Annotated in this window: 27 protein-coding genes; 10 read left to right on the top strand and 17 right to left on the bottom strand. The window is 68.2% G+C overall.

Features of this window, described 5'->3' with window-relative positions:
* From metA to PKH97_RS02070, 3 genes are all read right to left on the bottom strand, one after another.
* Positions 1-914 (bottom strand): homoserine O-succinyltransferase (gene metA, locus PKH97_RS02080; RefSeq protein ID WP_324385740.1); only part of this gene is annotated, 914 nt, incomplete at its 3' end.
* A gap of 57 nt (positions 915-971) precedes the next feature.
* Positions 972-1,397, bottom strand: a complete 426-nt coding sequence (locus tag PKH97_RS02075) for a (deoxy)nucleoside triphosphate pyrophosphohydrolase (RefSeq protein ID WP_324385739.1) — start codon at positions 1,395-1,397, stop codon at positions 972-974.
* Between the two features lie 23 nt (positions 1,398-1,420).
* On the bottom strand, positions 1,421-2,839 hold the full coding sequence (locus tag PKH97_RS02070; protein WP_324385738.1) for an NAD(P)H-quinone dehydrogenase: 1,419 nt from the start codon (positions 2,837-2,839) through the stop codon (positions 1,421-1,423).
* A 165-nt stretch (positions 2,840-3,004) separates the two neighbouring features.
* Here PKH97_RS02070 and PKH97_RS02065 point away from each other — a divergent pair, with 165 nt between their 5' ends.
* The gene (locus PKH97_RS02065) at positions 3,005-3,847 is read left to right on the top strand and encodes a purine-nucleoside phosphorylase (RefSeq protein ID WP_324385737.1); all 843 of its coding nucleotides are present in this window, start codon (positions 3,005-3,007) and stop codon (positions 3,845-3,847) included.
* 26 nt (positions 3,848-3,873) lie between these two features.
* On the opposite strand, the gene PKH97_RS02060 is transcribed toward PKH97_RS02065, so the two are convergent.
* On the bottom strand, positions 3,874-4,257 hold the full coding sequence (locus PKH97_RS02060; protein ID WP_324385736.1) for a type II toxin-antitoxin system VapC family toxin: 384 nt from the start codon (positions 4,255-4,257) through the stop codon (positions 3,874-3,876).
* A gap of 201 nt (positions 4,258-4,458) precedes the next feature.
* On the opposite strand from PKH97_RS02060, the gene PKH97_RS02055 reads away from it, so the two are divergent.
* On the top strand, positions 4,459-6,129 hold the full coding sequence (locus PKH97_RS02055) for a phospho-sugar mutase (protein WP_324385735.1): 1,671 nt from the start codon (positions 4,459-4,461) through the stop codon (positions 6,127-6,129).
* Positions 6,130-6,213: 84 nt separating this feature from the next.
* Here the strand turns inward: PKH97_RS02055 and PKH97_RS02050 are convergent, their stop codons facing one another.
* Positions 6,214-7,494: an ABC transporter substrate-binding protein gene (locus tag PKH97_RS02050; protein ID WP_324385743.1), complete on the bottom strand. Its 1,281-nt coding sequence runs from the start codon at positions 7,492-7,494 to the stop codon at positions 6,214-6,216.
* A gap of 5 nt (positions 7,495-7,499) precedes the next feature.
* On the bottom strand, positions 7,500-8,849 hold the full coding sequence (gene fucP, locus PKH97_RS02045; RefSeq protein WP_324385734.1) for an L-fucose:H+ symporter permease: 1,350 nt from the start codon (positions 8,847-8,849) through the stop codon (positions 7,500-7,502).
* 246 nt (positions 8,850-9,095) lie between these two features.
* Here fucP and deoC point away from each other — a divergent pair, with 246 nt between their 5' ends.
* The 5 genes from deoC (at position 9,096) to PKH97_RS02020 (ending at position 14,362) form a co-directional block, all read left to right on the top strand.
* On the top strand, positions 9,096-10,043 hold the full coding sequence (deoC, locus tag PKH97_RS02040; protein WP_324385742.1) for a deoxyribose-phosphate aldolase: 948 nt from the start codon (positions 9,096-9,098) through the stop codon (positions 10,041-10,043).
* Positions 10,044-10,054: 11 nt separating this feature from the next.
* Entirely contained in the window at positions 10,055-11,500 is a 1,446-nt protein-coding gene (locus PKH97_RS02035; protein ID WP_324385733.1) for an aldehyde dehydrogenase family protein, read from the top strand.
* On the top strand, positions 11,497-12,381 hold the full coding sequence (locus tag PKH97_RS02030; RefSeq protein ID WP_324385732.1) for an aldehyde dehydrogenase family protein: 885 nt from the start codon (positions 11,497-11,499) through the stop codon (positions 12,379-12,381). The genes PKH97_RS02035 and PKH97_RS02030 overlap by 4 nt, the downstream gene beginning before the upstream one ends.
* A gap of 7 nt (positions 12,382-12,388) precedes the next feature.
* Positions 12,389-13,000, top strand: coding sequence for an ATP-binding protein (locus PKH97_RS02025; RefSeq protein ID WP_324385731.1), 612 nt, complete (start codon positions 12,389-12,391; stop codon positions 12,998-13,000).
* Positions 13,001-13,072: 72 nt separating this feature from the next.
* Positions 13,073-14,362: a glycerophosphoryl diester phosphodiesterase membrane domain-containing protein gene (locus PKH97_RS02020; protein ID WP_324385730.1), complete on the top strand. Its 1,290-nt coding sequence runs from the start codon at positions 13,073-13,075 to the stop codon at positions 14,360-14,362.
* A gap of 10 nt (positions 14,363-14,372) precedes the next feature.
* Here PKH97_RS02020 and PKH97_RS02015 read toward each other — a convergent pair whose 3' ends face one another.
* The 4 genes from PKH97_RS02015 to PKH97_RS02000 form a co-directional block, all read right to left on the bottom strand.
* The gene (locus tag PKH97_RS02015) at positions 14,373-14,819 is read right to left on the bottom strand and encodes a hypothetical protein (protein WP_324385729.1); all 447 of its coding nucleotides are present in this window, start codon (positions 14,817-14,819) and stop codon (positions 14,373-14,375) included.
* Positions 14,816-15,520 carry a hypothetical protein gene (locus tag PKH97_RS02010; protein WP_324385728.1) on the bottom strand — a complete coding sequence of 235 codons (705 nt, stop codon included), beginning with the start codon at positions 15,518-15,520 and terminating at the stop codon, positions 14,816-14,818. The genes PKH97_RS02015 and PKH97_RS02010 overlap by 4 nt, the downstream gene beginning before the upstream one ends.
* A 123-nt stretch (positions 15,521-15,643) precedes the next feature.
* Positions 15,644-16,723, bottom strand: coding sequence for an adenosine deaminase (locus tag PKH97_RS02005; RefSeq protein ID WP_324385727.1), 1,080 nt, complete (start codon positions 16,721-16,723; stop codon positions 15,644-15,646).
* Between the two features lie 44 nt (positions 16,724-16,767).
* A complete protein-coding gene (locus tag PKH97_RS02000; protein WP_324385726.1) occupies positions 16,768-18,051 on the bottom strand; it encodes a thymidine phosphorylase in 1,284 nt (427 codons plus the stop codon).
* Between the two features lie 94 nt (positions 18,052-18,145).
* On the opposite strand from PKH97_RS02000, the gene PKH97_RS01995 reads away from it, so the two are divergent.
* Together PKH97_RS01995 and PKH97_RS01990 are read left to right on the top strand one after the other, a co-directional pair.
* Positions 18,146-18,379 carry a ribbon-helix-helix domain-containing protein gene (locus PKH97_RS01995; protein WP_324385725.1) on the top strand — a complete coding sequence of 78 codons (234 nt, stop codon included), beginning with the start codon at positions 18,146-18,148 and terminating at the stop codon, positions 18,377-18,379.
* Positions 18,379-18,678, top strand: a complete 300-nt coding sequence (locus PKH97_RS01990; RefSeq protein WP_324385724.1) for a type II toxin-antitoxin system PemK/MazF family toxin — start codon at positions 18,379-18,381, stop codon at positions 18,676-18,678. The genes PKH97_RS01995 and PKH97_RS01990 overlap by 1 nt, the downstream gene beginning before the upstream one ends.
* 197 nt (positions 18,679-18,875) lie before the next feature.
* Here the strand turns inward: PKH97_RS01990 and PKH97_RS01985 are convergent, their stop codons facing one another.
* The 5 genes from PKH97_RS01985 to PKH97_RS01965 form a co-directional block, all read right to left on the bottom strand.
* Positions 18,876-19,286, bottom strand: coding sequence for a cytidine deaminase (locus tag PKH97_RS01985; protein WP_324385723.1), 411 nt, complete (start codon positions 19,284-19,286; stop codon positions 18,876-18,878).
* An 88-nt stretch (positions 19,287-19,374) separates the two neighbouring features.
* Complete coding sequence (locus PKH97_RS01980) at positions 19,375-20,637, bottom strand: ABC transporter permease (protein ID WP_324385722.1); 1,263 nt, start codon at positions 20,635-20,637, stop codon at positions 19,375-19,377.
* Positions 20,634-21,746 (bottom strand): ABC transporter permease, encoded by a 1,113-nt coding sequence (locus PKH97_RS01975; RefSeq protein WP_324385721.1) that lies wholly within the window; start codon positions 21,744-21,746, stop codon positions 20,634-20,636. The genes PKH97_RS01980 and PKH97_RS01975 overlap by 4 nt, the downstream gene beginning before the upstream one ends.
* Complete coding sequence (locus PKH97_RS01970) at positions 21,743-23,233, bottom strand: ABC transporter ATP-binding protein (RefSeq protein ID WP_324385741.1); 1,491 nt, start codon at positions 23,231-23,233, stop codon at positions 21,743-21,745. The genes PKH97_RS01975 and PKH97_RS01970 overlap by 4 nt, the downstream gene beginning before the upstream one ends.
* A 252-nt stretch (positions 23,234-23,485) precedes the next feature.
* Positions 23,486-24,406 carry a BMP family ABC transporter substrate-binding protein gene (locus tag PKH97_RS01965; protein ID WP_324385720.1) on the bottom strand — a complete coding sequence of 307 codons (921 nt, stop codon included), beginning with the start codon at positions 24,404-24,406 and terminating at the stop codon, positions 23,486-23,488.
* Here PKH97_RS01965 and PKH97_RS01960 point away from each other — a divergent pair.
* On the top strand, positions 24,405-24,584 hold the full coding sequence (locus PKH97_RS01960; RefSeq protein ID WP_324385719.1) for a hypothetical protein: 180 nt from the start codon (positions 24,405-24,407) through the stop codon (positions 24,582-24,584). The genes PKH97_RS01965 and PKH97_RS01960 overlap by 2 nt on opposite strands.
* A 117-nt stretch (positions 24,585-24,701) precedes the next feature.
* Here PKH97_RS01960 and PKH97_RS01955 read toward each other — a convergent pair whose 3' ends face one another.
* Both PKH97_RS01955 and PKH97_RS01950 read right to left on the bottom strand, forming a co-directional pair.
* Positions 24,702-25,913, bottom strand: a complete 1,212-nt coding sequence (locus PKH97_RS01955) for an amidohydrolase (protein ID WP_324385718.1) — start codon at positions 25,911-25,913, stop codon at positions 24,702-24,704.
* Between the two features lie 54 nt (positions 25,914-25,967).
* Positions 25,968-26,157, bottom strand: a 190-nt coding sequence (locus PKH97_RS01950; RefSeq protein WP_324385717.1) for a hypothetical protein, incomplete at its 5' end; no start/stop codon positions are given.

Raw genomic sequence — 26,157 nt, 5'->3', positions numbered from 1 at the left:
CCGATGGCACCGAGGTCGTAGGGCGTGCGCTGATAGACGCAGTAGTTCAGCCAGTTGGCGTAGAGCAGGAAGGCGTGCGAACGCCAGGTCACCATCGGCGGCTGGGTCGGGTCGTCGGCCGGAAAGTAATGCCGCGGGACCTCGATGTCGAGACCTCGGGCCACATCCCGGTCGTATTCGAGCTTGAGGGTGTCGCGCTCGTATTCGGGGTGGCCGGTGACATAGAGCTCGCGACCGTCCGAGCTGGCCGCGAGATAGACGCCCGCCTCGGGCGAGACGGCCAGCAGATCGAGCCCCTCGGTCGCCTCGATGTCGGCGGCGCGGGTCTCCGTATGCCGGGAATGCGGCGCCGGGAAGACCTCATCGAAGCCGCTCAGGACGCGATTGCGCGGATCGAGGACCTGGTGCGGGAAAACGCCGAAGATCTTCTGCGCCAACGGATATTTGCGGATCCCGTAGCGGTGGTAGAGCCCCGCCTGGGCACCCCAACACACGTGCATGGTGGAGAAGACGTGGTCGCGGCTCCAATCCATGATCTGCTGCAGCTCGGGCCAGTAGTCGACCTGCTCGAACTCCAGCGTCTCGATCGGCGCGCCGGTGATGATCAGTCCGTCGAACTTGTGCTCGGCCGCCTCATCGAAGGTCTGGTAGAAGGCGTCCAAGTGGGCCTGCGCGGTGTTGCGCGGGTCGTGGCTGGCCATCCGGACCAGGCTGATCTCCAGTTGAAGCGGGGTATTGCCGAGCAGGCGGAGCAACTGCGTCTCGGTGGCCAGCTTGGTGGGCATCAGGTTGACGATGGCAATGTGCAGCGGCCGGATGTCCTGGTGCTCGGCTCGCCCCGGCGTCATCACGAAGACGTTCTCGCCTTCGAGGATGCGCCGGGCCGGCAGAGCACTCGGGATGGTGACGGGCACGTCTGCTCCTCACTCGGGATCGGGGCGCCCATCTTCTCCCGTGGGCCGGTCAGTGGCTCAGTCGTTCCACAGTCTGGCGGCAGCCGCCGCAACGATCGGACGGTTGCCGGGCAGCCAGTCGACCGACCAGAGGGAGTGGCGCGTCAGCCAGCGCAGTTCCGAATGCCCTTCCAGCGGAGCCGGTATGCCGTCGCTCACCTGCGCGATCGTGACCCGCATCCGATAGCGCTCACCGAGCGGCCACCACCTCGCCAACGGGCCGGGAATCTGTTCGCCGAGGGTGATGGTGACGCCGAGCTCCTCGCGAATCTCCCGATGCAACGCATCGTCGGGGCCCTCCCCCGGGTCGACCTTGCCGCCGGGGATCTCCCAGCCGCCGGCCAGCAGCGGCGGCTCGGTGCGCCGGGCGGTGAGCACCTGGGTGGGGACGGCGAGGTCGTCGACGAGAAGGGCGGCGACGACGTCGATGCGAGGGGACGGCATACGGCAAGTGTGCGCTGGGGGCGTCAGTCGGTGGCGTGCAGGCGCCGGGCGGCTTCGGCGATGGAGCCGGTCAGGCTCGGGTAGACGGTGAAGGCGCTCGCGAGTTGGTCGACATTGAGGCGGTGCGCAACCGCCAGGGTGACGGGGAAGATCAACTCGGAGGCGCGCGGGGCGACCACCACGCCGCCCAGGACGGTGCCGCTGCCCTTCTCGGCGAGGAATTTCACGAAGCCGTCGGTGATGCCGAGCATCTTCGCGCGTGGGTTGCGCGACAACGGCAGGATGCCGACGTCAATGCTCAGGCCCTTGGCGTCCGCGTCCTTCTGGGACAGGCCGACGGTGGCGATCTCGGGGTCGGTGAAGATATTGGCCGACACTACGTCGAGGCTCAGCGGCGAGACGGCGTCGCCGAGGGCATGCGCCATGGCGATCCGGCCCTGCATGGCGGCCACCGAGGCGAGGGGCAGGACGCCGGTGCAGTCGCCCGCGGCATACACGCCGCGCACGCTGGTCCGCGACACCCGGTCGATGAGGATGTGGCCGCTCTCCGCGGTCTGGACGCCGACCTCGGCGAGCCCCAGGCCGGCGGTCTGGGGCACGGAGCCAACCGCGAGCAGGGCGTGGGAGCCCTCGACGACCCGGCCGTCGGTCAGGGTGACGGCGACTCCGGTAGCGACGCCAGCCGTATCACGGACGACCTCGGTGGCTTCCATGCGCGAGCGGGAGAGCACGGTCATTCCGCGCTTGGTGAAGACGTCCTCGATCACGGCGGCCGCGTCGGTGTCCTCGCCGGGGAGAACCTGGTCGCGGCTGGAGACGAGCGTGACCCGGGCCCCGAGGCCGAGATAGGCCTGCGCGAGCTCCGCGCCGGTGACGCCGGAGCCGACGACGATCAGGTGCTCGGGCAACTCGGCGAGGCCGTAGATCTGCTGCCAGGTCAGGATGCGCTCGCCGTCCGGCTGCGCTGTCGGCATGACGCGGGGACTGGCGCCGGTCGCGAGCAGAATGACGTCGGCGGGCAGGTCGGACTCGTCGTCGCCCGAGCGCACGCGGACCGTCTGGGCGTCGATGAGGTGGGCCTCGCCGGGCAGGACGCGCACGCCGACCTCATCGAGCCGGCGGGCGATGTCGCTGCTCTGGGCCAAGGCGAGATCGAGGACTCGCTGGTTGACCCGCGGCAGGTCCGCACGGGCGTGGGCAATGGCGTCGCCGTCCTCATCGCGCAGGTCGACGCCGAGTTCGGGGGCCAGGGCGATGCCAGACATATAGTCCGCAGTCGCAATGAGGGTCTTGCTCGGGACACAGTCGGTGAGCACGGCCGCGCCCCCGAGCCCGTCGCGCTCGACAATGGTGACCTCGGCACCGAGGTGCGCGGCGACGAGAGCGGCTTCGTACCCGCCGGGTCCCCCTCCGACGATGACAACTCGACCGCGCGCGTTCATACCTGCCCTTTCCGCGTCCGACCCACGACACCTCCGTTTATGCCGAGCCACTCGACCACGAGGGACGGGGTCCCCGGGAAGTATCGCAGCGACGGAGGAGCGAAGGACTTCGTGGGGTTGCCTTGCAGAGGTTAGTTGGAGGCGGCCGGGCAGTAGTGTTCGCCCGTGAGCGAACCGACGCCGACCGCCAACCCGCTGGACGCCCCCGGGGCGGCCCCCTTCGCCATCGCCGCCGACGCCGCGGCGGTGATCGCCGAGCGCACGGGCGTCCCGAGTCACGACATCGCGCTGGTGCTCGGCTCGGGCTGGGGCGAGACCGCCGACCGCATCGGCGAGACGCTCGCGACGATCGAAAACACCGAGGTGCCCGGTTTCGCCAAGGCCGCGGTCGCCGGCCACAGCGGCACGATGCGCTCGGTCGCCATCGGTGACACCGGGCGCCGCGCCCTCGTCTACGGCACGCGCACCCATTTCTACGAGGGCCGGGGCGTGCGCGCCGTTGTGCACGGTGTGCGGACCGCCGCGGCTGCGGGCTGCCGCGCGATCGTCTTGACCAATGGCTGCGGCGGCCTGCGTCCGGAGTGGGCGCCCGGGACGCCGGTGCTCATCAGCGATCATCTCAACCTCACCGCGGCCTCGCCGTTGGAGGGTGCGACCTTCGTCGACCTGACCGACCTCTATTCGCCCCGGCTGCGGGCCCTCGCCAAGCAGGTCGACGCGAGCCTGGAGGAGGGCGTCTACGTGCAGTTCCGAGGCCCGCAATACGAGACACCGGCGGAAGTGCGCATGGCCAAGATCCTCGGCGGCGATCTGGTCGGCATGTCCACGACCCTCGAAGCGATCGCCGCGCGCCAGGCCGGGCTGGAGATCCTCGGCATCTCACTGGTGACCAATGCCGCCGCCGGCATCTCCGAAACGCCGCTCTCGCACGCCGAGGTCGTCGAGGCCGGCCAGGCAGCCGCCACCCGGTGCGGCGACCTGCTCGCGCGCATCGTCACGACCATCTGATCGGTCGAGCGAAGGGCGCGCCTGACTCAGAGAACCGCACCGATATCAGTCTGCGTGAAGTCCTGCCCCTTGAACAGCAGCGGTGCGCCGCGTTGCGCAGCGCAGGCGTACGCCATCGCATCGCCGACGTTCAAGGCGGCCGTATGCCGGCCCTTGCCAAATCGCCGCCACGCTCGGTGGGCGGTGACGGCCTGTTCCTCATCGAACGCCGCCGCGTCGACTTCCAAGTCCGCCACAAGCGCATGCAAATCGTCCGCGGCGGCATCGCCTTGACGGGCGGTCACGACGACCTCGGTCAGACTCGCAGCCGAGACTGCGGACTCGGGCGCCGCGGCGTTCGCGTCGAGGAAGCGCTCGGCGTCGGACTCGCCGAGGATGATCGCCACCAGGGCCGATGAGTCGATGACCATCAGCCCGGCAGCCCGTCGGCGTCATAGCCCAAGATTTCGTATATTGACCGCCACGCAGCCAACTTAAAGGCAGAAAGGATCCTCGACAGGAAGAAGTCGATGACGCCACCGGCGCACGGGGCGCGTGTGCCTGCGGGCTACGCCGGCGGTCACCCCGATAAGGTCGGGCCACGCGCCACACACCGTGACAAGGGAGCCCGTATGCCGTTCGCGCCCGCCTCCGATAGCCTCCTCGCCGCCGCCCGGGCCTGGGCCGCGGACGACCCGGATGCGCAGACGCGCACGGAACTGCTCGCGGTCATCGCCGATGCCGAAGCCGGATCCGAGAGCGCCGGGTCGGACCTCGCGGACCGATTCGCGGGGATGCTCCAGTTCGGCACGGCCGGGCTACGCGGAGCCCTCGGCGCGGGCCCAAACCGGATGAACCGCGCCGTCGTGATCCGGGCGGCGGCGGGACTGACGGCCTACCTGCGCGAACGCACGCCCGAACCCTTTGTCGTCGTCGGCTTCGACGCGCGGATCAACTCCGACGTCTTCGCGCGGGACACGGCTGCGGTCGTCGTGGCGGCCGGCGGTCGCGCCGCCATCTTGCCGCGCCCGCTGCCCACGCCGGTCCTGGCGTATGCCATTCGCTTCCTCGGCGCGGACGCTGGCGTCATGGTCACGGCCAGCCACAACCCGCCGCAGGACAACGGCTACAAGGTCTACCTCGGCGACGGTTCTCAGATCGTCCCGCCCGCCGACGCCGAGATCGCCGCGCACATCGCGCAGGTCGAGGCCGTCGCGAGCGTTCCGCGGGCGGAGGACGGATGGGAGGCACTCGCCGACGACGTTCTCGACGCCTATGTGGCCGATGCCGTGCGCGTCGTCGATCCGGCGGCACCGCGGGAGGTGACCGTCGTCCATACGGCAATGCATGGTGTCGGCACCGAGACGATCCTGCGGTCTTTCGAGCACGCAGGCTTCGATGTCCCGATTCCTGTTGCGGCACAGGCGCAACCGGACCCGGCCTTCCCGACCGTGAACTTCCCCAATCCAGAAGAACCGGGGGCAATGGATCTGGCGATCGAACTCGCCGAGCAGACCGGCCCCGACCTGGTGATCGCCAACGACCCGGACGCCGACCGGTGCGCCGCGGCGATCCCGGGGCCGGGCGGGTGGCGAATGCTGCGTGGCGACGAGGTCGGCGCGCTCCTCGGAGCGCACATTTTGCGGCGCGGGGACGTGAGCGGACCGATGGCCAACTCCATCGTCTCCTCCCGGCTGCTAGCGGCGATGTGCCGGGCGGCCGGCGTGGAGCATGTCGAGACGTTGACGGGATTCAAGTGGATCGGCCGCGTGCCCGGCCTCGCCTTCGGCTACGAAGAGGCGCTCGGCTATTGCGTCGACTCCGCCCGGGTGCCCGACAAGGACGGCATCACGGCCGCTCTGATGCTTACCGAGCTCGCGGCGCGCCAAAAGGCAGCCGGCAGCGATCTGCAGGCGGTTCTCGACGCCCTCGCGATCGAGCACGGCGTCTATGCGACGGACGCCTTCTCGGTCCGCGTCGACAACCTCGCCCTCATCGACGCGATCATGGCGCGACTGCGCAGGGCCAGCCCGAGCGATGTCGCGGGCACGGCGGTTGCGCGCACCGACGATCTCGCGCAGGGCTCACCCGATCTGCCCCCGACCGAAGGCTTGCGCTACTACCTGGCCGACGACTCGCGCATCATCGTGCGGCCGTCAGGCACCGAGCCGAAGCTGAAGATCTACCTCGAAGTCATCGAACCCGTCGCCGGTTCGGACGACCTGATTCCCGCGCGCCGGCGCGCCGCCGACCGGCTCGCGGCTATCCGGGCAGACATGGAGAGCGCGACCACGCCGGCGTGATTTTCCGGTCGCGCGAGGGCCTTTCCGCCGACGAGGCTGAACCGGCCACTCGACGGGGCTGAACCGGCCTCTCGACGAGGAAGGTCAGTGCCCCTGGGGGCGGCTGGGGTTGACGGCTTCGCTCAGGGCCTTGACGAAGGACGCGGAGTCACGGCTGCGGACGTAGGCCGCGACGCCGTCGTAGAAGCCCTGGGTGAACTTCGGGCTCATCGCCTCACCGTGCACGAGCGACGGCAGCACTTCGCTGCTCCACAGCGCCTTCGACGCCGATTGCTCGTATGCGGGCAGGCTCGCCACATCAGCCGTCTTCAGGACCGGCACCGACCCCTTGATCGCACTGAACTTCACCGAGGTTGCCGGATCGGCGAGCGTGGCAAGGAAGGCCAGGGCGTTCTTGGCGTTCGGCGCGGTCGTGCCCGCGACGAAGACGTCGACGACCGCGAGATAGCTGCCATCGGTGCCGGGGTAGGCGACTTCGCCGACCGTGGTGTCGGTGCCGCCGGCCTTGACGATCTCGCCGTAGCCGGAGTCGTTCATCGTCAGGAAGCCACACTCGCCCTTGGCGAGCTTGCCCGCCGCCTGGTCCCAGGACTGGCTGTCGGAGGCGGTATCGGCATAGGACAAGACTTTGTCCAGGCCCGCAAAGGCCGCCTTGGCCGCCGTGCCGTTCCAATCGAATTTGTCGTCCTGGATCTGCCCCCACGCCTTGGGGCCGGCGGTCCCGAGCAGGATGTTCTCGAAGAGTTCGCCGGTGGTGAAGGCGTCTTTGCCGCCCATGCACAGCGGTGTCGCGCCTTTGGCCTTGAGCTTCTCCAGATCGGCGAGGAAGGCCTTGGTGGTATACGCCGCGGCGGGCGCAGAAACTCCGGCGGAGTCCAGGACCGCCTTGTTGAAGAAGAGGACGTTTTGGCGGTGGGCGCCGGTGGGCATCGCATACGGCTTGCCGTCGACCGTCACCCAGTCGAGGATGGTCGGCTGCATGGCCTCCTTGATCCCGCCGGTGGCAAAGACCGAGCTGACGTCGCGGATCGTCTTGGTGGAGGCGAAGGCCTCGGTCGCTGCGCCCGCAAAGGTCTGCCACACGTCGGGGGGATTGCCGGCCGCGAGCCGCTTGGCCAACTCCACTCGAGCATTCGCGCCGGCGCCGCCGGTGACCGAGGCGTTGGTGACCTGGACGCCGGAGTTGGCCGCGGCATACGCGTCGGTGAGGACTTTGAAGGCAGGCGCTTCGGAGGCGGAGGTCCACCAGGACATCACCTCGAGCTTGTCGGTGGCCTGAGTCGCGCTGGTCTCCTTGCCGGAGCATCCGGCGAGCGCGACGGACGCGACGAGGGCGAGGGGCAACAGGCGGGTCGATCGACGCATGGCACTCACGCTTCCGAGGCGAGGACGGCGGAGCCGCCGGGCGCCCTGAGGTCGTAGACGGCATACAGGGCGACCACCGCGAAGCAGGCGGCCGGGACAATGAAGGAGAAGGCGGCGCTGGTCTTGTCGATGAGGATGCCCTGAACCAGCGGCATGATGGCGCCGCCGACGATGGCCATGACCAGCCCAGCGGCACCGAACTTCGTGGCCGGGCCAAGCCCTTGCAAGGCGACGCCATAGATCGTTGGGAACATCAGCGAGAGGCAGAAGGAAATCGCCACCACGGCCACGACGCCCGCCATATTCGGCGAGATCATCGCGAACACGCAGAGCAGGACGGCCAAGAATCCCAGTGCCGCGAGAACCTTGGTCGCCCGAACGCGGCCGATCAGCCAGGTCATGAAGAAGCGCGAGGCGAGGAAGATCAGGAGGCTGATCTGCAGGAGATAACCGCCGAGAGCCAAGCTGCCGTTGATGGCCTGCTGGGCGTACTGGATGATGTACGTCCAGCAACACACCTGCGCGGCGACATTGAAGAATTGCGCAATCACCCCGAAGCGATAGCGCTTGCGCGACCACAGAACCTTCGCGATCGACTGATCCGCGGATAGTTCACCTTCGTCCGCAAACTCCTCCCTAATCGGCGGCGACTTCTGGAAGGCGATCGTCACCCAGATCGTTACCAGTACGAGCGCGAGCCCGAGGTAGGGGCCCATCACCGCGCCAAGTTGACCGGCCCGGATCGTATGCAGTTGCTCCGGGCTCAGCGCGGAGAGGTCGACCGGGTTGTCCTCGAGCTTGGGCAGGATGAGTGTGGCCGCCAGCAGGACGCCGATGTTGGTTCCCAGCGGGTTGAACGCCTGGGCGAAGTTCAGCCGACGGGTCGCGGTCGACTCCGGGCCGAGCGCGATGACATACGGGTTGGCCGACGTCTCCAGGATCGAGCAACCCGCAGCCATGGCGAAGAGCGCGACAAGGAAAGCCTCATAGGTCATGATCTTGCTCGCCGGATAGAAGCCGAAGGCGCCGATCGCCGCGAGCCCGAGCCCGCAGAGCAGGCCCGTCTTATAGCCCCACTTCTGGTTGATGAAGGCGGCCGGTATCGCCAGCAGGAAGTAGGCACCGAAATAGGCCAGTTGCACCAACGAGGCCTGGAAGGTGCTCATCTCGAAGATGCGTTTGAAGCCCGCGACCATGGGCGTCGTCAGGTCGGCGGCGACGCCCCACGCGGTGAAGCAGGCAACCAGCACGACGAACAGGACAAACATGCCCTGACCGACGAGTGGATCCTTGCCCTTGGGTTCCGTCGCAGGCGGACGGGACTCGGCCTGACGTAGGTCGACGGATTCGCTCATGCATCCCCCTCGATGACACCGGCACCGGTGTGACCTTGGGACACACCAGATTTGACGGGCTAAGCGCGAAACTAAACCCACCCGCGAAGAACTCGCAACCGCACACCCGATAGTGCCCACTCGCCCGCGCATCCGCCCGCACGCGCGCCGTGGAGCACACGCATTGGCCCTACCCGCCCGTACACTTGATCAGTGAGTTCCCTTGCGCCCGACACCGCCGTCGACGCCACCGCCCGAGCCCGCGACCTGCTCGGCGTGAGCCGTCTGACCAACTCTGCCCTGACCACCTGGCTGCACGGGCTGCCGGGCGTCGATCAGGTCGGCTGTGAGGCCCGGGCCGCGAGCCTCGGCAGCCGCTCGATCAAGGCGGCCAGCAAGGCCTGGGCCATCGACACGGCCATCTCGATGATCGACCTGACCACCCTCGAGGGTGCGGACACTCCGGGCAAGGTGCGCGGTCTGGCCACCAAGGCGCTCGTGCCCGATCCGAGCGATCCGAGCACGCCGTCCCCGGCCGCCGTCTGCGTCTACGGCGACATGGTGGCGATCGCCAAGGACACCCTCGTCGGCAGCGGCGTCAAGGTTGCCGCCGTCGCGACCGCCTTCCCTAGTGGCCGAGCCAGTATGGCCGTGAAACTCGCCGACACCGCCGACGCGGTGGCCGCTGGCGCCGACGAGATCGACATGGTCATCGACCGCGGCGCCTTCCTCGCCGGCGACTACCTCCTCGTCTTCGACCAGATCGCCCAGGTCAAGGCCGCATGCGGCGCGGCTCGCCTGAAAGTGATCATGGAGACCGGCGAACTGGTCACCTATGACAATGTCCGGCGCGCCTCCTGGCTCTCGATGCTCGCGGGCGGGGACTTCATCAAGACCAGCACCGGCAAGATCTCCCCCGCTGCCACCTTGCCCGTGACGCTCATCATGCTCGAGGCGGTGCGCGACTGGCGCGCCCTGACCGGGGAGATGGTCGGGGTCAAGCCGGCCGGCGGGATCCGCACCAGCAAGGATGCCCTGAAGTTCCTCGTCGCCGTCAACGAGGTCGCGGGCGAGGACTGGCTCGATAACCACTGGTTCCGCTTCGGTGCCTCCAGTTTGCTCAACGACCTACTCCTGCAACGCCAACGGCTAAGGACCGGGGCCTACTCGGGCAACGACTACGTCGCCGATGACTCCCCGAGCACGGCCTACTGAGGACGACTGACATGCCCAAATTCGAGTACGCCCCCGCGCCGGAATCCCGCGCGGTTGTCGACATCAAGAGCAGCTACGGGTTGTTCATCAACGGCAAATTCGTCGAGGCCACGGGGACGCCGTTCAAGACCATCAACCCCGCGACCGAAGAAGTCCTGGCCGATATCGCCGAGGCGAGCGAGGCCGATGTGGATGCCGCGGTCAAGGCCGCGCGGGCGGCATACACGCGGGTCTGGTCGACGATGAGCGGCACCGACCGGGGGAAGTATCTCTTTCGGATCGCGCGTCTGCTGCAGGAACGCAGCCGCGAGTTCGCGGTGCTGGAGACCCTTGACAATGGCAAACCGATCCGCGAAAGCCGCGATGTCGACGTCCCCATTGCGGCCGCGCACTTCTTCTACCACGCCGGGTGGGCGGACAAATTGGCGTATGCCGGCCTGGCCGCCGGTGCTCGTCCGCATGGCGTTGTGGGGCAAGTGATTCCGTGGAACTTCCCGCTGCTCATGCTCGCGTGGAAGATCGCCCCCGCGCTCGCGACGGGCAACACCGTGGTGCTCAAGCCGGCCGAGACCACGCCCCTGACGGCGCTGCTCTTTGCCGAACTCTGCCAGCAGGCCGATTTGCCGCCCGGTGTCGTCAATATCGTCACCGGAGCGGGTGCGACCGGCCAGGCGATCGTCGACCATCCTGGCATCGACAAGATTGCCTTTACCGGCTCGACCGGCGTGGGCAAGATGATTGCGCGTTCGATCGCCGGCACCCGCAAGAAGGCCACCCTGGAACTCGGTGGCAAGGCGGCCAACATAATCTTCGACGACGCGCCGGTCGACCAGGCCATCGAGGGCATCGTCAACGGGATCTTCTTCAATCAAGGCCAAGTCTGTTGCGCCGGAAGCCGATTGCTCGTCCAGGAGTCGATCGCCGACGAGGTCGAGCGCAAGCTCAAGGCCCGGCTGGCAACCCTGCGGGTCGGCGACCCGATGGACAAGAACACCGACGTGGGCGCGATCAACAGCCGCCGCCAACTCGACCGGATCGCCGAGCTGAGCGCGGCCGGCGAGGCCGAGGGCGCGACCCGCTGGGACAACGGCTGCCCGCTGCCGAAGAATGGATTCTGGTTCCGTCCAACGGTTTTCACCGGTGTGACCCAGACCCACCGAATCGCGCAGGAGGAGATCTTCGGGCCGGTGCTCTCGGTGCTGACCTTCCGTACCCCCGGTGAGGCGGTCGCCAAGGCCAACAACACGCCATACGGGCTGTCGGCGGGGATCTGGACCGAGAAGGGGTCGCGGATTCTGTGGATGGCCGACCAGCTGCGGGCCGGCGTGGTGTGGGCCAATACCTTCAACAAGTTCGATCCGACGAGTCCCTTCGGCGGATACAAAGAATCCGGATACGGCCGCGAGGGCGGGCGCCACGGGCTGGCCGCCTATGTCACGACAGGAGAGGCTGTATGAGCCGGGTGGAGGTCAAGAAGACCTACAAGCTCTACATCGGCGGCGCCTTCCCGCGCAGTGAGTCCGGGCGGTCGTATGAGGTGAGCGACAGCAAGGGCCGTTTCCTCGCCAACGCGGCGCTCGGGTCCCGTAAGGACGCCCGTGATGCGGTCGTCAAGGCGCGAAGCGCAGTGGCCGGTTGGTCGGGAGCCACCGCATACAACCGCGGTCAGGTGCTCTATCGCGTCGCCGAGGTCATGGAGTCGCGCAAGTCCCAGTTCGTCGAGGAGGTGCGTGCCGCCGAGGGACTGACAGCGGCGCGCGCGAGCGCCATCGTCGACACGGCGATCGACCGGTGGGTCTGGTATGCCGGGTGGGCCGACAAATTCCAGCAGGTGCTCGGTGGTCTTAACCCGGTGACCGGACCGTTCTTCAATATTTCCGCCTCCGAGCCCACCGGGGTCGTGGCCGCCCTTGCGCCACAACGTAGTTCGCTACTCGGGCTGGTGAGCGTAATCGCGCCGATCGTGGTGTCGGGCAACACCGCGGTGGTCTTGACCAGCTACGAGCGGCCCATCCCGGCCATCACCCTCGCCGAGGCACTCGCCACGTCCGACGTGCCGGGCGGGGTCATCAATCTGATCACCGGCAATCCGGCAGAGATGGCGCCCTGGCTGGCGTCGCACCGCGATGTCAATGCCATCGACCTGACCGGCGTGGCGGACACCGAGATCGACTGGGCCGAGCTCGAGCGCGCGTCCGCCGACAACCTCAAGCGCGTGGTCCGTCCGGCGATGGGCGCATCCGGCGCGGTCGAGCCGGACTTCACGATCGTCCCCGGCCTGCAGCGCCTCGAGGCCTTCCTGGAGACCAAGACCGTCTGGCACCCCAAGGGACGATAGGCCCGCAGTGACGAGTGGCGATCTTCGGGCCCGCGTGGTGTTGTTGTCAGGGCCGTCCGGAGCCGGGAAGTCGCGGCTGGCGGGAAAGTTGCACACGGCATACGGCTGGCCCATCGTGCGACTGGACGACTTCTATCGCGACCACGACGACCCCCGGCTGCCGCACAGCGCCGCGCTCGGCGGCGCCGTCGACTGGGATCACTCCGACAGTTGGAATCGCGACGCGGCGGCAGCGGCCCTCGCCGAGCTCGTGGACAGCGGGGTGACCCAGACACCGATCTACGACCTCGGCCAGAGCCGGACCGTGGGTCAGAGCGAAACCACATGCCGCCCAACCGATCTCATCCTCGCAGAGGGGATCTTTGCGGCGGAACTCGTCAGCCCGCTGCGCGAGTCCGGCCTCCTGCACAGCGCCTGGTGCGTGCGCAATCAACCGGTTCTGACGGCGGTCCGCCGGTTCGCGCGGGATCTGAAGGAGCGGCGCAAACCCCCACTCCTGCTCGCGCGCCGGGGCGTCGAACTGATGCGCCGAGAGCCCCGCGTGGTCGCACGAGCGCAGCGGCTCGGGGCAGCTCCTGCGACAGCCCGCGAAGTTGAGCGGAGCCTGACGCGCGGCTGATCCGACCGGTCAACCTACGATTGAGCCCGCGCCCGGGGGAACCGTCCCCCTGCCCAGGAGGATCCAACACCCATGACGACTACCCCAGTGTCTTCCGACGCGCCCGCGCGCGGCGAGCCGACCGTGCCCGTCCGGCTGCTCGCCGTCGGCGACATTATCGGCGGGGCCTTCCGCACCCTGATGCGCTCCCCAAAGACCTTCATCGGGATGCCGCTCCTCGCCTGCGCCGTGATCGCGGTCCCGGCGCTCGCGCTCTTCCTGCTGGCGGTGGGCGGCACCCGAGCCACCAACGGCAGCGGTGGCGCGGTGGTCGCGATCGCCATGCTCGCCGGGTTCCTGCTCTTCTTGTTCGCGGTCTACGTGCTTCTTCGCACCTACGGCGCGGTCACCATCGGCGCGTATCGCATCGCGCTAGGCGAGCGGCCCACCACCGGCCAGTTGTGGCGGGAGGCGAGCGGGATCGTCTGGCGGCTGATCGTCTTCGGGTTGCTGATCTCGGTGGCCTTCTTGGTCGTCGTTTTCCTGGTGGGCTTCGCCGCCTTCGCCTCGGCCAATGTGGACAGCAATGTCGCCGGGATCGTTGCCCTCCTCGCCTTCATCGCCGCCTTCCCGTTGATGACCTTCCTGAGCGTGAAGTTCATCTACTGCCTGCAAACCATGGCCATCGAAAAGGCCGATCCGGTTGCCGCGATCCGCCGCTCGTGGAGCCTGAGCCGCGGGTTCTGGTGGCCCACCTTCGGGCGACTGCTGATGCTCTACCTGATCGGCATTCCGGTCTCGCTCCTGAGCCAAGGGCTCATGGTGGCGCCGATGGCTGGCCTGACCCGCAGCGACGGCACCGTCAACCTGGCGGGCTTCAGCGTGACGCTGATCATCGCTGGCCTGCTCGCCGTCGCGGTCAACCTCCTCTATCAGGCGTTCAGCCAGGTCTATGTGACGATCATGTATCTCGACGCTCGCCGACGCGAGGGCGTCCCCGCGCAGGCCGCCGCGGGCTACCCGTATGCCGGTGGCCCCGCCTATCAGCAGACACCGTCGTCCGCTGGAGCGCCGCCGGCAACCGGTGCGCACTACGTCGGCCTGGTCGCCGTGGCCGGTGGCGTGACCTCCTATCCCAGCGCACCGATGAGCACCGAGTACCCGCCGGCACCACCGGCCTATCCCACGTCCACCGCACCGGGCGAGCCCTATCCGCCGGCGGGTCCGGTGTGGGCCCACACCCCATCGCCGGACACCACGAGGCCCGATCCGTCACTGCCGAGCGCCCCACCCACCGAGCCGATGCCGACCTTCGACGCGGGCGCATCCTTAGACTCCGGGTCAACGAGCTCGGACGGCGGATCCTCCTCCAGTTCGGACTGACCCCCAGCTATTACGACAGGTTGCGGGTCCGGGCCCGCAGCCGGGACTCGTTGATGGCCTGGCTGTGCAGCGTCAGCCAGATGCAGGCCACCGCGAGCGGCAACTCGATGAATGCCGCGCGGAGCAGCGCCTCCCAGCGTTCGCCGCGGCCGTGGCTGGTGACGACGTCGAACCACGCGTCCACCACCAGCAGGGAGGCGGTCGCCGACGCCAACGGCGGCAGCCACCGGCCGCCACGCCAGGCAGAGATGGCCACGGCCGCGAGCACGAGGGTGAGGAGGACGTCGAACCCCGCCCAGGCCAGGTCATAGTTGACCGCGAGGCTGCGCTCCGGCAGGGACCAGGCCAGCCAGGCCGACCACGGAATCATCACGAGCACGCCGAGCGCGAAGACCCATGTGACCAACAGCAGCGTGCGCCGGGCGTTGGGTGAGACGGGGCGCTCGGGAACGGTCACTGATGCAGCGTATGCGGGCTCGGTCGCCCGCACCGCGAAGACCACCCGCGAGGATTCGGCCCGCGACCGCCGCGGATCGGTGGCGCGTCAGCGCGTGAAGTGCACGCTCGCCGTGTTGCCGGGGCCGGGGATGGCCAGATTGATGATGTCGGTGGTGAGGAAGCCGCAGTTGCTGAACCTCGGGATCGTATAGGTGCCCGTCTCCCAATAGTCGTCGGACGTCCCCGGGCCGGTCCCCGTGGTGGGGAAGCGACCGTCGAGCGTCTGGGTGAAGGCGTGGACTTGCCGTAGTTGCCCACCATATTGATCGGCATGCCGGGCGGCTTGAGGCTGACGATCTGCAGGCCGACCGTCTGGGTGGTGTGCAGCGCCCAGTCCCAGCCGTCGAAGCTGATGTCGGTGCGCGACGTGCCCTGCGGGATGATCTTGATGGTCACATCCGCGAGCGGGAGGCTGCCGATCTTGAGTTGGGAGGTAGCCGGCGGGATCGCCGTTTTGCCGACGATGGTGCGTGCGTCGCTGTCGAGGACCCCGGTGAACTGACCGCGCGGGAAGGTCGTGGTCTGGTTGAGCTTCTTGATCGTCGAGGTCAGGTCGACGTTGGCGATCACATCGGCGGTCCACGCGTTGGCGGGCGCCGCCATCGGCACGGCGATTGCCCCGGCCAGAATCGCCGCAGCGGCCGAAAGACGCGCGGTCATACGCTGCGTGGGACGGGAGATAGCGGCCTCCGCAGGTATCGAGTACTGCGAGTACCCTCAGAACTTACCTCACGGTAGCCTCAGGTGCGAGAGGTTCCGGACACGGATCTCCCAGGCGGCGGATCAGCCCACACCGAGCGCGTGATACCCGGGCTTGATGACCTCGTCGATCAGCGCCAACCGCTCGTCGAAGGGGATGAAGGCGGACTTCATCGCATTGATGGTCGCCCAGCGCAGATCGGCCAGCGACCAGCCAGCCTCCTCGACCAGATGCTGCATCTCGGCGCCAAGGGTGGTGTGCGACATCAGCCGGTTGTCGGTGTTGATCGTGACCCGGAAGCGCAGGTCTTTCAGCAGCGTGACCGGGTGCTCGGCGTAGGACACGGCCGCACCGGTCTGCAGGTTAGAGGTCGGGCACATCTCCAGCGGGATCCGCGAGTCCCGCACGTATGCCGCGAGCCGCCCGAGCACCGGACGCTCACCCGTGACGTCGATATCGTCGACGATCCGCACGCCATGCCCGAGGCGGTCGGCTCCGCACCACTGGATCGCCTCCCAGATGCTCGGCAGGCCGAAGCCCTCACCGGCGTGGATGGTGAAGTGGGCATTCTCGCGCTGGAGGTATTCGAAGGCGTCCAAATGGCGCGAGGGCGGGTACCCGGCCTCGGCGCCGGCGATGTCGAAACCCGCCACACCGAGGTCGCGATAGCGCACCGCCAGCTCGGCGATCTCGCGGGATTTGGCGGCGTGCCGCATCGCCGTCAGCAAGGCGGCCATCCGGATGGGCTTGCCCTGCTCGGCAGCGAGCACCTCGCCCGCGCGGAAGCCGGCGTTGACCGTCTCGACGACCTCTTCGAGGCTCAGGTCGCCCTCGAGGTGCAGCTCCGGCGCGAAGCGGGACTCGGCATACACCACGCCGTCGGCGGCGAGGTCGAGCGCGCACTCCATGGCGATCCGGAAAAGCCCGTCGGTCGTCTGCATGACCGCGACGGTGTGGGCGAAAGTCTCCAGGTAGCGCTCGAGCGAACCGGAGTCGGCGCTGGTCCGGAACCACTCGCCCAACTCCGCCTCGGACCTCGCCGGCAGGGCGTCATACCCGATCGCGTCGGCCAGTTCGATGACCGTCTGCGGGCGTACGCCGCCGTCGAGGTGGTCGTGCAGCAGCACCTTCGGGGCCGCAGCAATGTCGGGCCGCAGTTCCATCCGCACAGACTAGGGCTGCGCGTCGCCGTAGTCGGCAGCCGCGCTCAGGCGATCCGGTCGATGATCAACTCCGGCCGCTCACCCGCGGCCGCGCCGATCTCGATACCGCCCTCAAGAGCGGCCAGCGCCCGCTCGAAACGCTCCGGAGTGTCCGTATGCAGCGTCAACAGCGGCTCGCCTGCGCGCACCTCATCCCCCGGCTTGGCGTGCATCTCGATCCCCGCACCCGCCTGGACCGGGTCTTCCTTGCGGGCCCGCCCGGCACCCAGCCGCCACGCGGCGACGCCAACGGCATACGCATCGAGGGTGGTGAGCATGCCGTCGGCCGAAGCGTTGACGACGTGGGTCTCGCGGGCCACCGGGAGAGTGGCGTCCGGATCGCCGCCCTGCGCGGCGATCATCGCGCGCCAGGCATCCATCGCCCGGCCGTCGGTCAACGCCGCGCGCACGTCCTGGCCGCCGCGGCCCGCCGCGTCGAGCATCTCCTCGGCCAGGCGCACCGTCAGTTCGACGACATCCGCCGGACCGCCGCCGGCGAGCACCTCGACGGACTCACGCACCTCCAGGGCGTTGCCCGCGGTCAGGCCCAGCGGGGTGGACATATCCGTCAGCAGGGCAACGGTTTTGACGCCCGCGTCCGCGCCCAGGTCGACCATCGTGCGCGCCAACTCCCGCGCGTCCTCGACATTCTTCATGAACGCGCCGGAGCCGACCTTGACATCGAGCACCAACGCCCCGGTGCCTTCGGCGATCTTCTTGCTCATGATTGAGGAGGCGATCAGCGGGATAGCCTCGACGGTGCCGGTGACATCGCGCAGCGCGTAGAGCTTCTTGTCGGCGGGGGCGAGCCCGGAGCCGGCGGCGCAGATGACGGCGCCGACCTCCTCGAGCTGCGCGAGCATGGCCTCGTTCGACAGGTCGGCCCGCCAGCCCGCCACGGACTCCAGCTTGTCCAGCGTGCCGCCGGTGTGGCCGAGCCCCCGCCCCGACAGTTGCGGAACGGCGACGCCGAAGACGGCGACGAGCGGAGCGAGCGGGAGGGTGATCTTGTCGCCCACCCCGCCGGTCGAGTGTTTGTCAGCGGTCGGGCGCGACAGGCCGGAGAAGTCCATGCGATCCCCGCTGGCGATCATGGCCGCCGTCCAGGTGGCGATCTCGCGCCGGTTCATCCCGTTGAGCAGGACGGCCATGGCCAGGGCCGACATCTGCTCGTCGGCCACCGTCCCCCGGGTGTAGGCGTCGATGACCCACTGGATCTGTGGGTCGGTCAGCTCGCGCTTGTCGCGCTTGGCGGTGATGACATCGACGGCATCGAAGGCTTCGCTCATCCCGGCATCATGGCAGAACCTTCGGCAGGCTCGACTCGGCCGACGTCGTGACTACTACCTGCCGTGACGAATCCCGGATTGGTATGCTTTTCGCATGTCGATTCAGATTACGGTTCGGCTGGATGAGGAACTCGTCGCCGGCGTCGATGCGCTCGTGAAATCGGGTCGGGCGAAATCGCGAGCTCAGGTGGTTGAGTCGGCGCTCGAGCGTGAGTTGCGACGCAGTCTCTATGCGGAGGAGGCGACGGTCCTGCGACGGAGCGCTTCGGATGCCGACCTTGACGCCCTCGCCGACTGGATGGTCGGCAAGTACCCCCAGGTCGATTGATGCACGCCATTCACGTCGTCCACCTCGACAAGGCTCGCCCAGCGATCGTCCTGACCCGGGATTCGGCGCGCCCGCTCCTGAGCAAGTGGACGGTCGCACCCATCACCAGCACGATTCGCGGCCTCGTCTCCGAAGTGCCGCTCGGCCGACGCAACGGGCTCGACCACGATTGCGTAGCGAGCGTTGACAATGTCGCGACCATCCCGGCAGTGGCTGTTGGTCGGCTGATCGGCTTCCTCGACGAGGACGACGAGCACGCGCTCACGACAGCACTGGCGCGCGCCTTCGACCTCATCTGACCGCCACGCTGTGCGCTTGTGGGGCGTTCTGCCGCCCGCCACACCACGATCGGCAGCGCTCCCACGCGCGTCGTCAACCAGAGGCTACGTCGAGCGCCGAAGCATGACAGCCTGAAAACGCGTGCCGGGCGGCGGCCAGCACGAGCGCGATCTCGAGCCACGCCCGCGGGCCCCCGGACCGGTGCTCGCCCATGGACTCAGCGGCCCGCCAGCCGCTCCAATTCCTCCGGCCCGAAGGCCTGAGGCAGCACGTCACGCATCGTCAGAACGCCCTCGGGGGTCATCAGCAGGCAGTCGGCGCCGCCGTTCTCCCACAGCAGTTGCCGGCAACGGCCGCAGGGCATCAGGGCCTGGCCGTCCGCGCCGACGCAATAGACAGCCGCGAACGTCCCGCCCCCGCCCATGTGCAGCGCGGAGACCAGCCCGCACTCCGCGCACAGCGCGACCCCGTATGCCGCGTTCTCGACATTGCAGCCGGCATACGTCCGGCCGTCGGTGGTGATGCCGGCGACGCCGACCGGGAAGCGCGAATACGGGCAGTACGCACGCTCCATCGCGGCCACCGCCGCAACTCGCAGCGCCTCCCAGTCGATGTCTGCGGGCGACATCCGCGTCTCCTGATCTGTGTGTGGGATGCGCGCTCGGGGTCCCCGCGAAGTATGGAGCGAGGCACGAGCGGAAACTTCGTGGGGTGGGTTAGTGTCCGCTGCCCTTGCGATAGATCTGGCCATCCGCGGCCGGCATCCGCAGACGCTGCGAGGCGAAGGCCAGGACCAGCAAGGTGGTGACATAGGGCGCGGTGCCGGCAAGCTCGGCTGCGACGGTGTCGGTGGTGAAGTACCACCACGCGGTCAGCGCGGCCACGACGATAGCGAAGCCACCTTGGACGTATGCCGATCGCTTGACGATCTGATAGACCCCCACCAGCAGTAAGAGCACGGCAAAGGCCAGGAGGAAGGCGTGGACACTCGCCCCACCCGCACGCAGCCGGATCGCATCGGTGTAGCCGAAGAGCGCCGAGCCGGCCAGCAGGCCGCCAGGTCGCCAGTTACCGAAGATCATCGCGGCGAGGCCGATGAAGCCGCGCCCCCCGGTCTGCCCGTCCCGGTAGAGGTTGGAGGCGACCAGTGACAAGAAGGCGCCACCGAGGCCCGCCAACGCACCAGAGACGAGCACGCCGATGAACTTGTAGCGATAGACGTTGACACCGAGTGACTCGGCTGCCGCGGGTGACTCACCGACCGACCGCAGGCGCAGACCGAAGGCGGTGCGCCAGAGCACCCAGTAGGTCAGGGCGAAGAGCGCGATCGCCAGGATCGTCAGCACCGAGACCCCGGTGGTCAGGCCGCGCACGATGCCCGCCAGATCGGAGACGACAAAGATGTGCTTGCGCTCCAAGGTCAGCAGCGGATCGCCGATATAGGGCACCGAGAGGTTCGGTGGCTGATCCAGCGGCGGCGACTGGGTCGGGCCGCCGCCGGGCAGGTCGGAGAAGAAGCGCGAGGCGAGATACTTCGCCGCCCCGACGCCCATGACGTTGAGCGCGACACCGGAGACGATGTGGTCGACGCCGAAATAGACAGTGGCGATGGCGTGGATCAGGCCACCCACCAGGCCACCGAGGGCACCCCCGAGGATGCCCATCCACGGGCCCATGTGGTAGGCGAAGAAGGCCGCAGACCAGGTGCCCAGGATCATCATGCCTTCGAGGCCGATGTTGACGACACCGGCCCGCTCCGACCACAGGCCACCAAGACCGGCGAGCGCGATCGGGACGGCCAGACCGAAGGCGGCGGCTACGGCTCCGGAGGAGTCAAGGTCATTGGCGCCGGTGATCACCCGCAGCAGGGAGATCAACAGGATGGAGCCGATGATGATCAGCGCCCATTTGCGCACATCGACCTTGCGCTCGGCGTCGTGTTCGACCGCGCTCGTGCGATGCGTCGTCGGGGCGCTCATGCCACGGCTCCTTCCACCGGACGGCCGCGCGTCGCGGCCAGTTCGCGGGCGACCTTGGCCTGTTCGAGCCGGATATCGAGTCGGCGCACGCCTTCATAGGCGATGACGATGGCGAACAAGATGATGCCCTGGATGATGTTGACCAGTTCGGGGGCGACCCCGGCCCGGATCTGCAGGCCATTGCTCTGGGTGTCGAGGTAGCTCCACAGCAAGGCGGCAAAGGCGATGCCGATCGCGTTGTTGCGGCCGAGCAGGGCGATGCCGATGCCGGCGAAGCCAAGGCCTGCTTGGAAGGTCGTGCCATACGAGTGGTCTTGACCGAAGAGCAAGGGCATCCCGACCAGGCCGGCGAGGGCGCCCGAGGCGATCATCGAGGTCATCACCATTCGCTGGACGTTGACCCCGCTGGCCACGGCCGCGGACTCCGACCGACCGGTCGCCCGCAGGTCGAAACCGAAGCGCGTCTTGCCCAGCACGAACCAATAGAGGAAGCCGACGATGATTGCCAGCAGCAGCATCGAGTAGACCCGGTTGGTCGCGCCCGGGATCAACTTCCAGCCCTCCAGCTGGGAGGACTCGGGGATGGTCTTGGTGCCGATCGCATTCGAGCCCTTGGTCCGCACGGCGACCTTGAGCAACATCCACTGCACGACGCCGGTGGCGATCGCGTTGAGCATGATCGTCGAGATCACTTCGCTGACCCCGCGCTTGACCTTGAGGTATGCGGCGATGCTCGCCCACAGCCCGCCCGCCACCATCGCGACGACGATCGTGACCAGGACGTTGAGGATTCCGGGGAACCACGCCTGGCCGGCGAACACGGCACCCGCGAAGGCCGCCACGCGGTATTGGCCGTCGACACCGATATTGAACAGATTCATCCGGAAGCCGACGGCGACGGCGATCGCCGAGAGGTAGAGGACGATGGCGCCGTTGACGATATTGGTGATCTGACGCGGCTTCGGCTTGCTGAGCATGGTGATCCACACATCGCGCACGGGGTCGCCGAGCGCGAAGAGCACGAGGGACGTCAGGATCACGGCGACCAGAAGCGCGGCGATCGGCGCGCCGACCGACAACAGGATCCGGCGGACATCGAGCCTCTTCATCGGTCCTGCTCCTTGCGCTGCTCGGCGGGCCGGTCCGCGGGGGAATCCTGGGGGGTGTCGGCAGCCGCACCGGTCATGGCCGAGCCGAGGTCCTGGCTGGTGACCGAATCGGGGTCGAATTCGCCCGTCAACTTGCCGCGCAAGAGGACCCGGATAGTGTCGGACAGCCCGATCAGTTCATCGAGGTCGGCGCTGATCAACAGCACCCCGAGCCCGTCGCGCCGGGCGGCGCGGATCAGGTCCCAGATCGCGGCCTGGGCACCGACGTCGACGCCGCGGGTCGGGTGGGAGGCGATGAGCACCTTGGGGTTGTGGCTCATCTCGCGGCCGACGATCAGCTTTTGCTGGTTGCCGCCGGAGAGCGAGCCGGCCGTGACGAAGATCGAGGGGGTGCGCACGTCATACTCGCGCACGATGCGTTGGGTGTCCTGCTTGGCTCCTCGGGCGTCGATCAACGCGCCCTTGACATTCGGGCTTTCGGTCTGGTGGCCGAGAATCCGGTTCTCCCACAAGGGCGCCTCGAGCAGTAGCCCGTGCCGGTGCCGGTCCTCGGGGATATAGCCGACCCCGGCCTCGCGGATCTGGCGCACCCCCCAGTCGGAGATGTCGGTGTCACCGAGGAAGACCAGACCGGCCGTGGGCTCGCGCATGCCCATGATGACCTCGACCAACTCGGCCTGCCCGTTGCCCTCGACGCCGGCAATGCCGACGATCTCGCCGGCGTGGATGTCGAGGTCGATATCCCTGAGCAGATCGCGGGATTCCCCGGCGAGGGTCAGGTCGCGCAGCCGTAGCACCACGCGGTCGGTGACCGTTGATTCGCTGGTGGCGGGCGTGGGCAGCTCGGAGCCCACCATCAGCTCGGCGAGCTGGCGGGCGTTGACGGTCTTTGGGTCGACCGAGGCGACGGTGGTACCGCGCCGGATGACGGTGATGTCGTCGGCGACCGACAAGACCTCATCGAGCTTGTGCGAGATGAAGAGCACGGTCAGCCCTTCGGCCTTCAGTTCACGCAGGTTGTCGAACAGCTCGTCGACCTCCTGGGGGACGAGCACGGCGGTCGGCTCGTCCAGGATGAGAATCTTGGCGCCGCGATAGAGGACCTTGAGGATCTCCACCCGCTGCCGGTCCCCGACCCCGAGGTCGGCGACCAGATCGTCGGGGTCGACATAGAGGCCGTATTCCTGCGCGATCCGCGTGATCTCGCGCCGGGCGTTGCCGCCGATGCCGTGGAGGTTTTCGGCGCCGAGGACGACGTTCTCGAGAACGGTGAGATTGTCGGCGAGCATGAAATGCTGGAAGACCATGCCGATTCCGGCCTTGATCGCATCGGACGGGCTGTGGAGATTGACCTCCTGCCCGTTGATCTTGATGGTGCCCTCGTCCTGTCGCTGCACGCCGTAGAGGATCTTCATCAGGGTCGACTTGCCCGCGCCGTTCTCGCCGACGAGGGCGTGCACGGTGCCGCGGCGCACCTGAAAGGCGATGTCCTTGTTGGCGACGACGCCCGGGAAGCGTTTGGTGATCCCGGTGACTTCTACGGCCAGGTCGCCCGCATGGGACGAGATCGTTGCGTTCGCGGTGATGGCGAACCTCCTTCACAGACGCATGGCCACCGCCGCTGGCGACCCGGGAGAGAAAGGGCCGAGGCCCGGGTGCACGCTACCGCGTGACCCGGGCCTCGGGACTGAGCCTTGGCCGACTGACCGCAACGTTTGCGGTCACCGAGCCAGTGGCGACTACTTGAAGGCGTCCGGGACCGTGATCTCGCCGGAGATGAACTTGGCCGAGTAGTCGTCCAGCTTGGCCTTGATGTCGTCCACATGCCCACCGGTGGTGGAGTAGCCGACACCGCCGGCCTTGAGGTCGTAGATGATATTGCCGGCTGCTTCCTCGCCGCCGACGGCCTTCTTCAGGTAGTCGTAGACCGCGACATCGACCTTCTTGAGCATCGAGGTCAGGATGACATCGCGCACGCCCTGCTCGGCCGTCAGGGCCTGGTCGGAGTCGACACCGATCGCCCACGCGTTGGCCGCCTTGGCCGCGGTGAAAACGCCACCACCGGAGCCACCGGCCGCGTGGTAGACGACATCCGCGCCACCCTGGAACATGCCCTCCGCGGCGGTCTTGCCCTTGGCCGGGTCACCGAAGCCGCTGTAGTCCGGCGGCTGGGTCAGGTAGGTCGAGTCGATCTTGATGTCCTTGTTGACCGCCTTCGCGCCTGCGATATAGCCGGCCTCGAACTTGTTGATCAGCCCGACGTTGACACCACCGACGAAGCCGATGTGGTTGGTCTTGCTCTTCAGCGCGGCGGCCGCACCGACGAGGTAGGATCCTTCGTACTCGGCGAAGGTCAGCTGGGCGACGTTGGCGCCCTCGGAGTCCTCGGAGGCGTCGTCGATGATCGCGAAGTGGACGTCGGGGTTCTCCTTGGCGACGTTGCCCACCGCTGGGGCATACGCGAAGCCGACGGCAATGATGTGGGTGTAGCCGGCGTCGATGAGCTGGTTGAGACGCTCCTCGCGGGCGGCGTCGTTCTCGTCGTTGACCGCAGTGGCTTCCTTGGTCTCCATCCCGAACTCGGCCTTGGCCTTGTCCAGGCCGGCAGCGGCGGCGTCGTTGAACGACTGGTCGCCGCGCCCACCCACGTCGAAGGCCATGCCGACCTTGACGTCGGAGGCCGCGGGCGCGCTCGCGGACGTGGTCTCGCTGGAGCTGGCGGAGGCCGAGGACCCGCCCGACGCACTCGTGGTGCTCGACTCCTTGCTGGTGCTGCTTCCACATGCGGCGAGGGCCAGGGTGCTGGCCGTCATCACCGCGGCAACCTTCATCATCTGACGCAAGGTGCTCTCCCTATCTTCCTTTGATGCGAAGGCGCCACTGCGCCAACCGATAGCGAAGCTTAGCCGGGCGTGGTTACCGGCCCGTACACCTATAAGTGAACGCGCGCAACCGTTACGAAGTCGCGACCGGAGACCCGGCCGTATGCCGTGCGATCGCCTCGAGCGCGGTCGCCGCGAGCAGCGTCGCGCCGGCCGGGATGGCTGCCTCGTCGACGATCAGGTCGCCCTGGTGAAGGTCGTAGGTGCGCCCGCCGGGGGCCCGCGTGCCGAGCCGGGCCATGGCGCCGGGCGCCTTGTGCAGGAACCAGGCGAAGTCCTCGCCGCCCATGGACTGTGCCGTCGGGACGGGGGTCAGCCCGACCTGCTGGGCAGCCGCGCGCAGGTCGGCGATGCCGTCGGCGGTGTTGACCACCGGGGGCACGCCGGGCGTGTGCACGAACTCGACACCCACGCCATAGGGCGCGGTGACATCGTCGACGATCTCTTTCAGGATCGGCCCGAGGCCCGCCCAGACGGCAGCGTCGAGCACGCGAAGGGTGCCCTGCGCCTCACCGGATGAGGGGATGACATTGCCCGCCGCACCGGCGTGCACCTGGCCCCAGACGATCAGCGCCGCGGCGCGCGGGTCCACCTTGCGAGAGAGCACCGCGGGCACCTCGGTGATCACCTTCGCCAGGGCATAGGTCAAGTCCTCGGTCAGGTGCGGCCGCGAGGTATGCCCGCCCCGGCCGGTGAGCTTGATGTGGATGCCGTCGGCCGCCGCGGTGACCGCCCCCTCGCGCAACCCCACCTGGCCCACATCGATGCTGGGGTCGCAGTGCAGGGCGTAGGCCGCGGTCACCCCGTCGAGATATCCCTCGTCGATGACCTGCTCGGCCCCACCAGGGATGGACTCCTCGGCCGGCTGGAAGACCAGGCGGACAGCTGCCCCAGCGGCGGCCAGGCTCCCGGCCTGCTCAGCGAGAGCCAGACCGGCGCCGATCAGCGCGGTGATGTGCACATCGTGGCCGCAGGCGTGGCAGGTGCCGGGGCTGCCGGAGGCCCAGTCCAGGCCGGTGCGCTCGCGCACGGGAAGGGCGTCGATGTCGGCGCGCAGGGCGACCCGCACGGTGGGATTGCCCGCACCGATGTCGGCAACCAGGCCGGTGGTCTGCAGGCGCCGGGTGGAAATGCCGGCCTCGGTGAGCACCTGCTCGATCACGGCCGTGGTGCGGTGTTCCTGCCAGCTCAACTCCGGGTGGGAGTGAATGTCCCGGCGGATGGCGAGAAGCTCGGGCAGGCGCGTGGCGACGCTAGCGCGCAGCGCGGCATACGGGGATTCCATGATGTCGTCAGTCTAGGGGCAGTCGTCGAGCCCCCGAACCCCGGCGCAAAGGGATCAGCGGCCGCCTCGACCGGCTCGGACGAGGCGGCCGACAAGACCGACCGATGCCATCGCGCCAGCCCCGAGCACGGCACCGGCGGCGACCGAGACGCGGTCGGCGTCGCGCCGGCCGAATGTCGGCAACCCCAGGGCGGCGCGCGCCGCCGGGGTTTCGGGCAAGACCGAGCCCAAACCCGGACCAGCC

The organism is Nostocoides sp., from assembly GCF_035343835.1.
Lineage (GTDB): Bacteria > Actinomycetota > Actinomycetes > Actinomycetales > Dermatophilaceae > Nostocoides_A > Nostocoides_A vanveenii.
This window is presented reverse-complemented; position numbering and strand designations above follow the sequence as displayed.

Bases quoted from the DNA above. Each gene is read 5' to 3' on its own strand.
- PKH97_RS02050 (WP_324385743.1), bottom strand. From the start codon at position 7,494: ATGCGTCGATCGACCCGCCTGTTGCCCCTCGCCCTCGTCGCGTCCGTC.
- PKH97_RS02060 (WP_324385736.1), bottom strand. From the start codon at position 4,257: ATGGTCATCGACTCATCGGCCCTGGTGGCGATCATCCTCGGCGAGTCC.
- fucP (WP_324385734.1), bottom strand. From the start codon at position 8,849: ATGAGCGAATCCGTCGACCTACGTCAGGCCGAGTCCCGTCCGCCTGCG.
- PKH97_RS02035 (WP_324385733.1), top strand. From the start codon at position 10,055: ATGCCCAAATTCGAGTACGCCCCCGCGCCGGAATCCCGCGCGGTTGTC.
- PKH97_RS02010 (WP_324385728.1), bottom strand. From the start codon at position 15,520: ATGACCGCGCGTCTTTCGGCCGCTGCGGCGATTCTGGCCGGGGCAATC.
- PKH97_RS01980 (WP_324385722.1), bottom strand. From the start codon at position 20,637: ATGAGCGCCCCGACGACGCATCGCACGAGCGCGGTCGAACACGACGCC.
- PKH97_RS02020 (WP_324385730.1), top strand. From the start codon at position 13,073: ATGACGACTACCCCAGTGTCTTCCGACGCGCCCGCGCGCGGCGAGCCG.
- PKH97_RS02075 (WP_324385739.1), bottom strand. From the start codon at position 1,397: ATGCCGTCCCCTCGCATCGACGTCGTCGCCGCCCTTCTCGTCGACGAC.
- PKH97_RS01960 (WP_324385719.1), top strand. From the start codon at position 24,405: ATGCCGACCTTGACGTCGGAGGCCGCGGGCGCGCTCGCGGACGTGGTC.
- PKH97_RS01955 (WP_324385718.1), bottom strand. From the start codon at position 25,913: ATGGAATCCCCGTATGCCGCGCTGCGCGCTAGCGTCGCCACGCGCCTG.
- PKH97_RS02005 (WP_324385727.1), bottom strand. From the start codon at position 16,723: ATGGAACTGCGGCCCGACATTGCTGCGGCCCCGAAGGTGCTGCTGCAC.
- PKH97_RS02070 (WP_324385738.1), bottom strand. From the start codon at position 2,839: ATGAACGCGCGCGGTCGAGTTGTCATCGTCGGAGGGGGACCCGGCGGG.
- PKH97_RS01995 (WP_324385725.1), top strand. From the start codon at position 18,146: ATGTCGATTCAGATTACGGTTCGGCTGGATGAGGAACTCGTCGCCGGC.
- PKH97_RS01985 (WP_324385723.1), bottom strand. From the start codon at position 19,286: ATGTCGCCCGCAGACATCGACTGGGAGGCGCTGCGAGTTGCGGCGGTG.
- PKH97_RS01965 (WP_324385720.1), bottom strand. From the start codon at position 24,406: ATGGCCTTCGACGTGGGTGGGCGCGGCGACCAGTCGTTCAACGACGCC.
- PKH97_RS02030 (WP_324385732.1), top strand. From the start codon at position 11,497: ATGAGCCGGGTGGAGGTCAAGAAGACCTACAAGCTCTACATCGGCGGC.
- PKH97_RS02055 (WP_324385735.1), top strand. From the start codon at position 4,459: ATGCCGTTCGCGCCCGCCTCCGATAGCCTCCTCGCCGCCGCCCGGGCC.
- PKH97_RS02000 (WP_324385726.1), bottom strand. From the start codon at position 18,051: ATGAGCGAAGCCTTCGATGCCGTCGATGTCATCACCGCCAAGCGCGAC.
- PKH97_RS01990 (WP_324385724.1), top strand. From the start codon at position 18,379: ATGCACGCCATTCACGTCGTCCACCTCGACAAGGCTCGCCCAGCGATC.
- PKH97_RS01975 (WP_324385721.1), bottom strand. From the start codon at position 21,746: ATGAAGAGGCTCGATGTCCGCCGGATCCTGTTGTCGGTCGGCGCGCCG.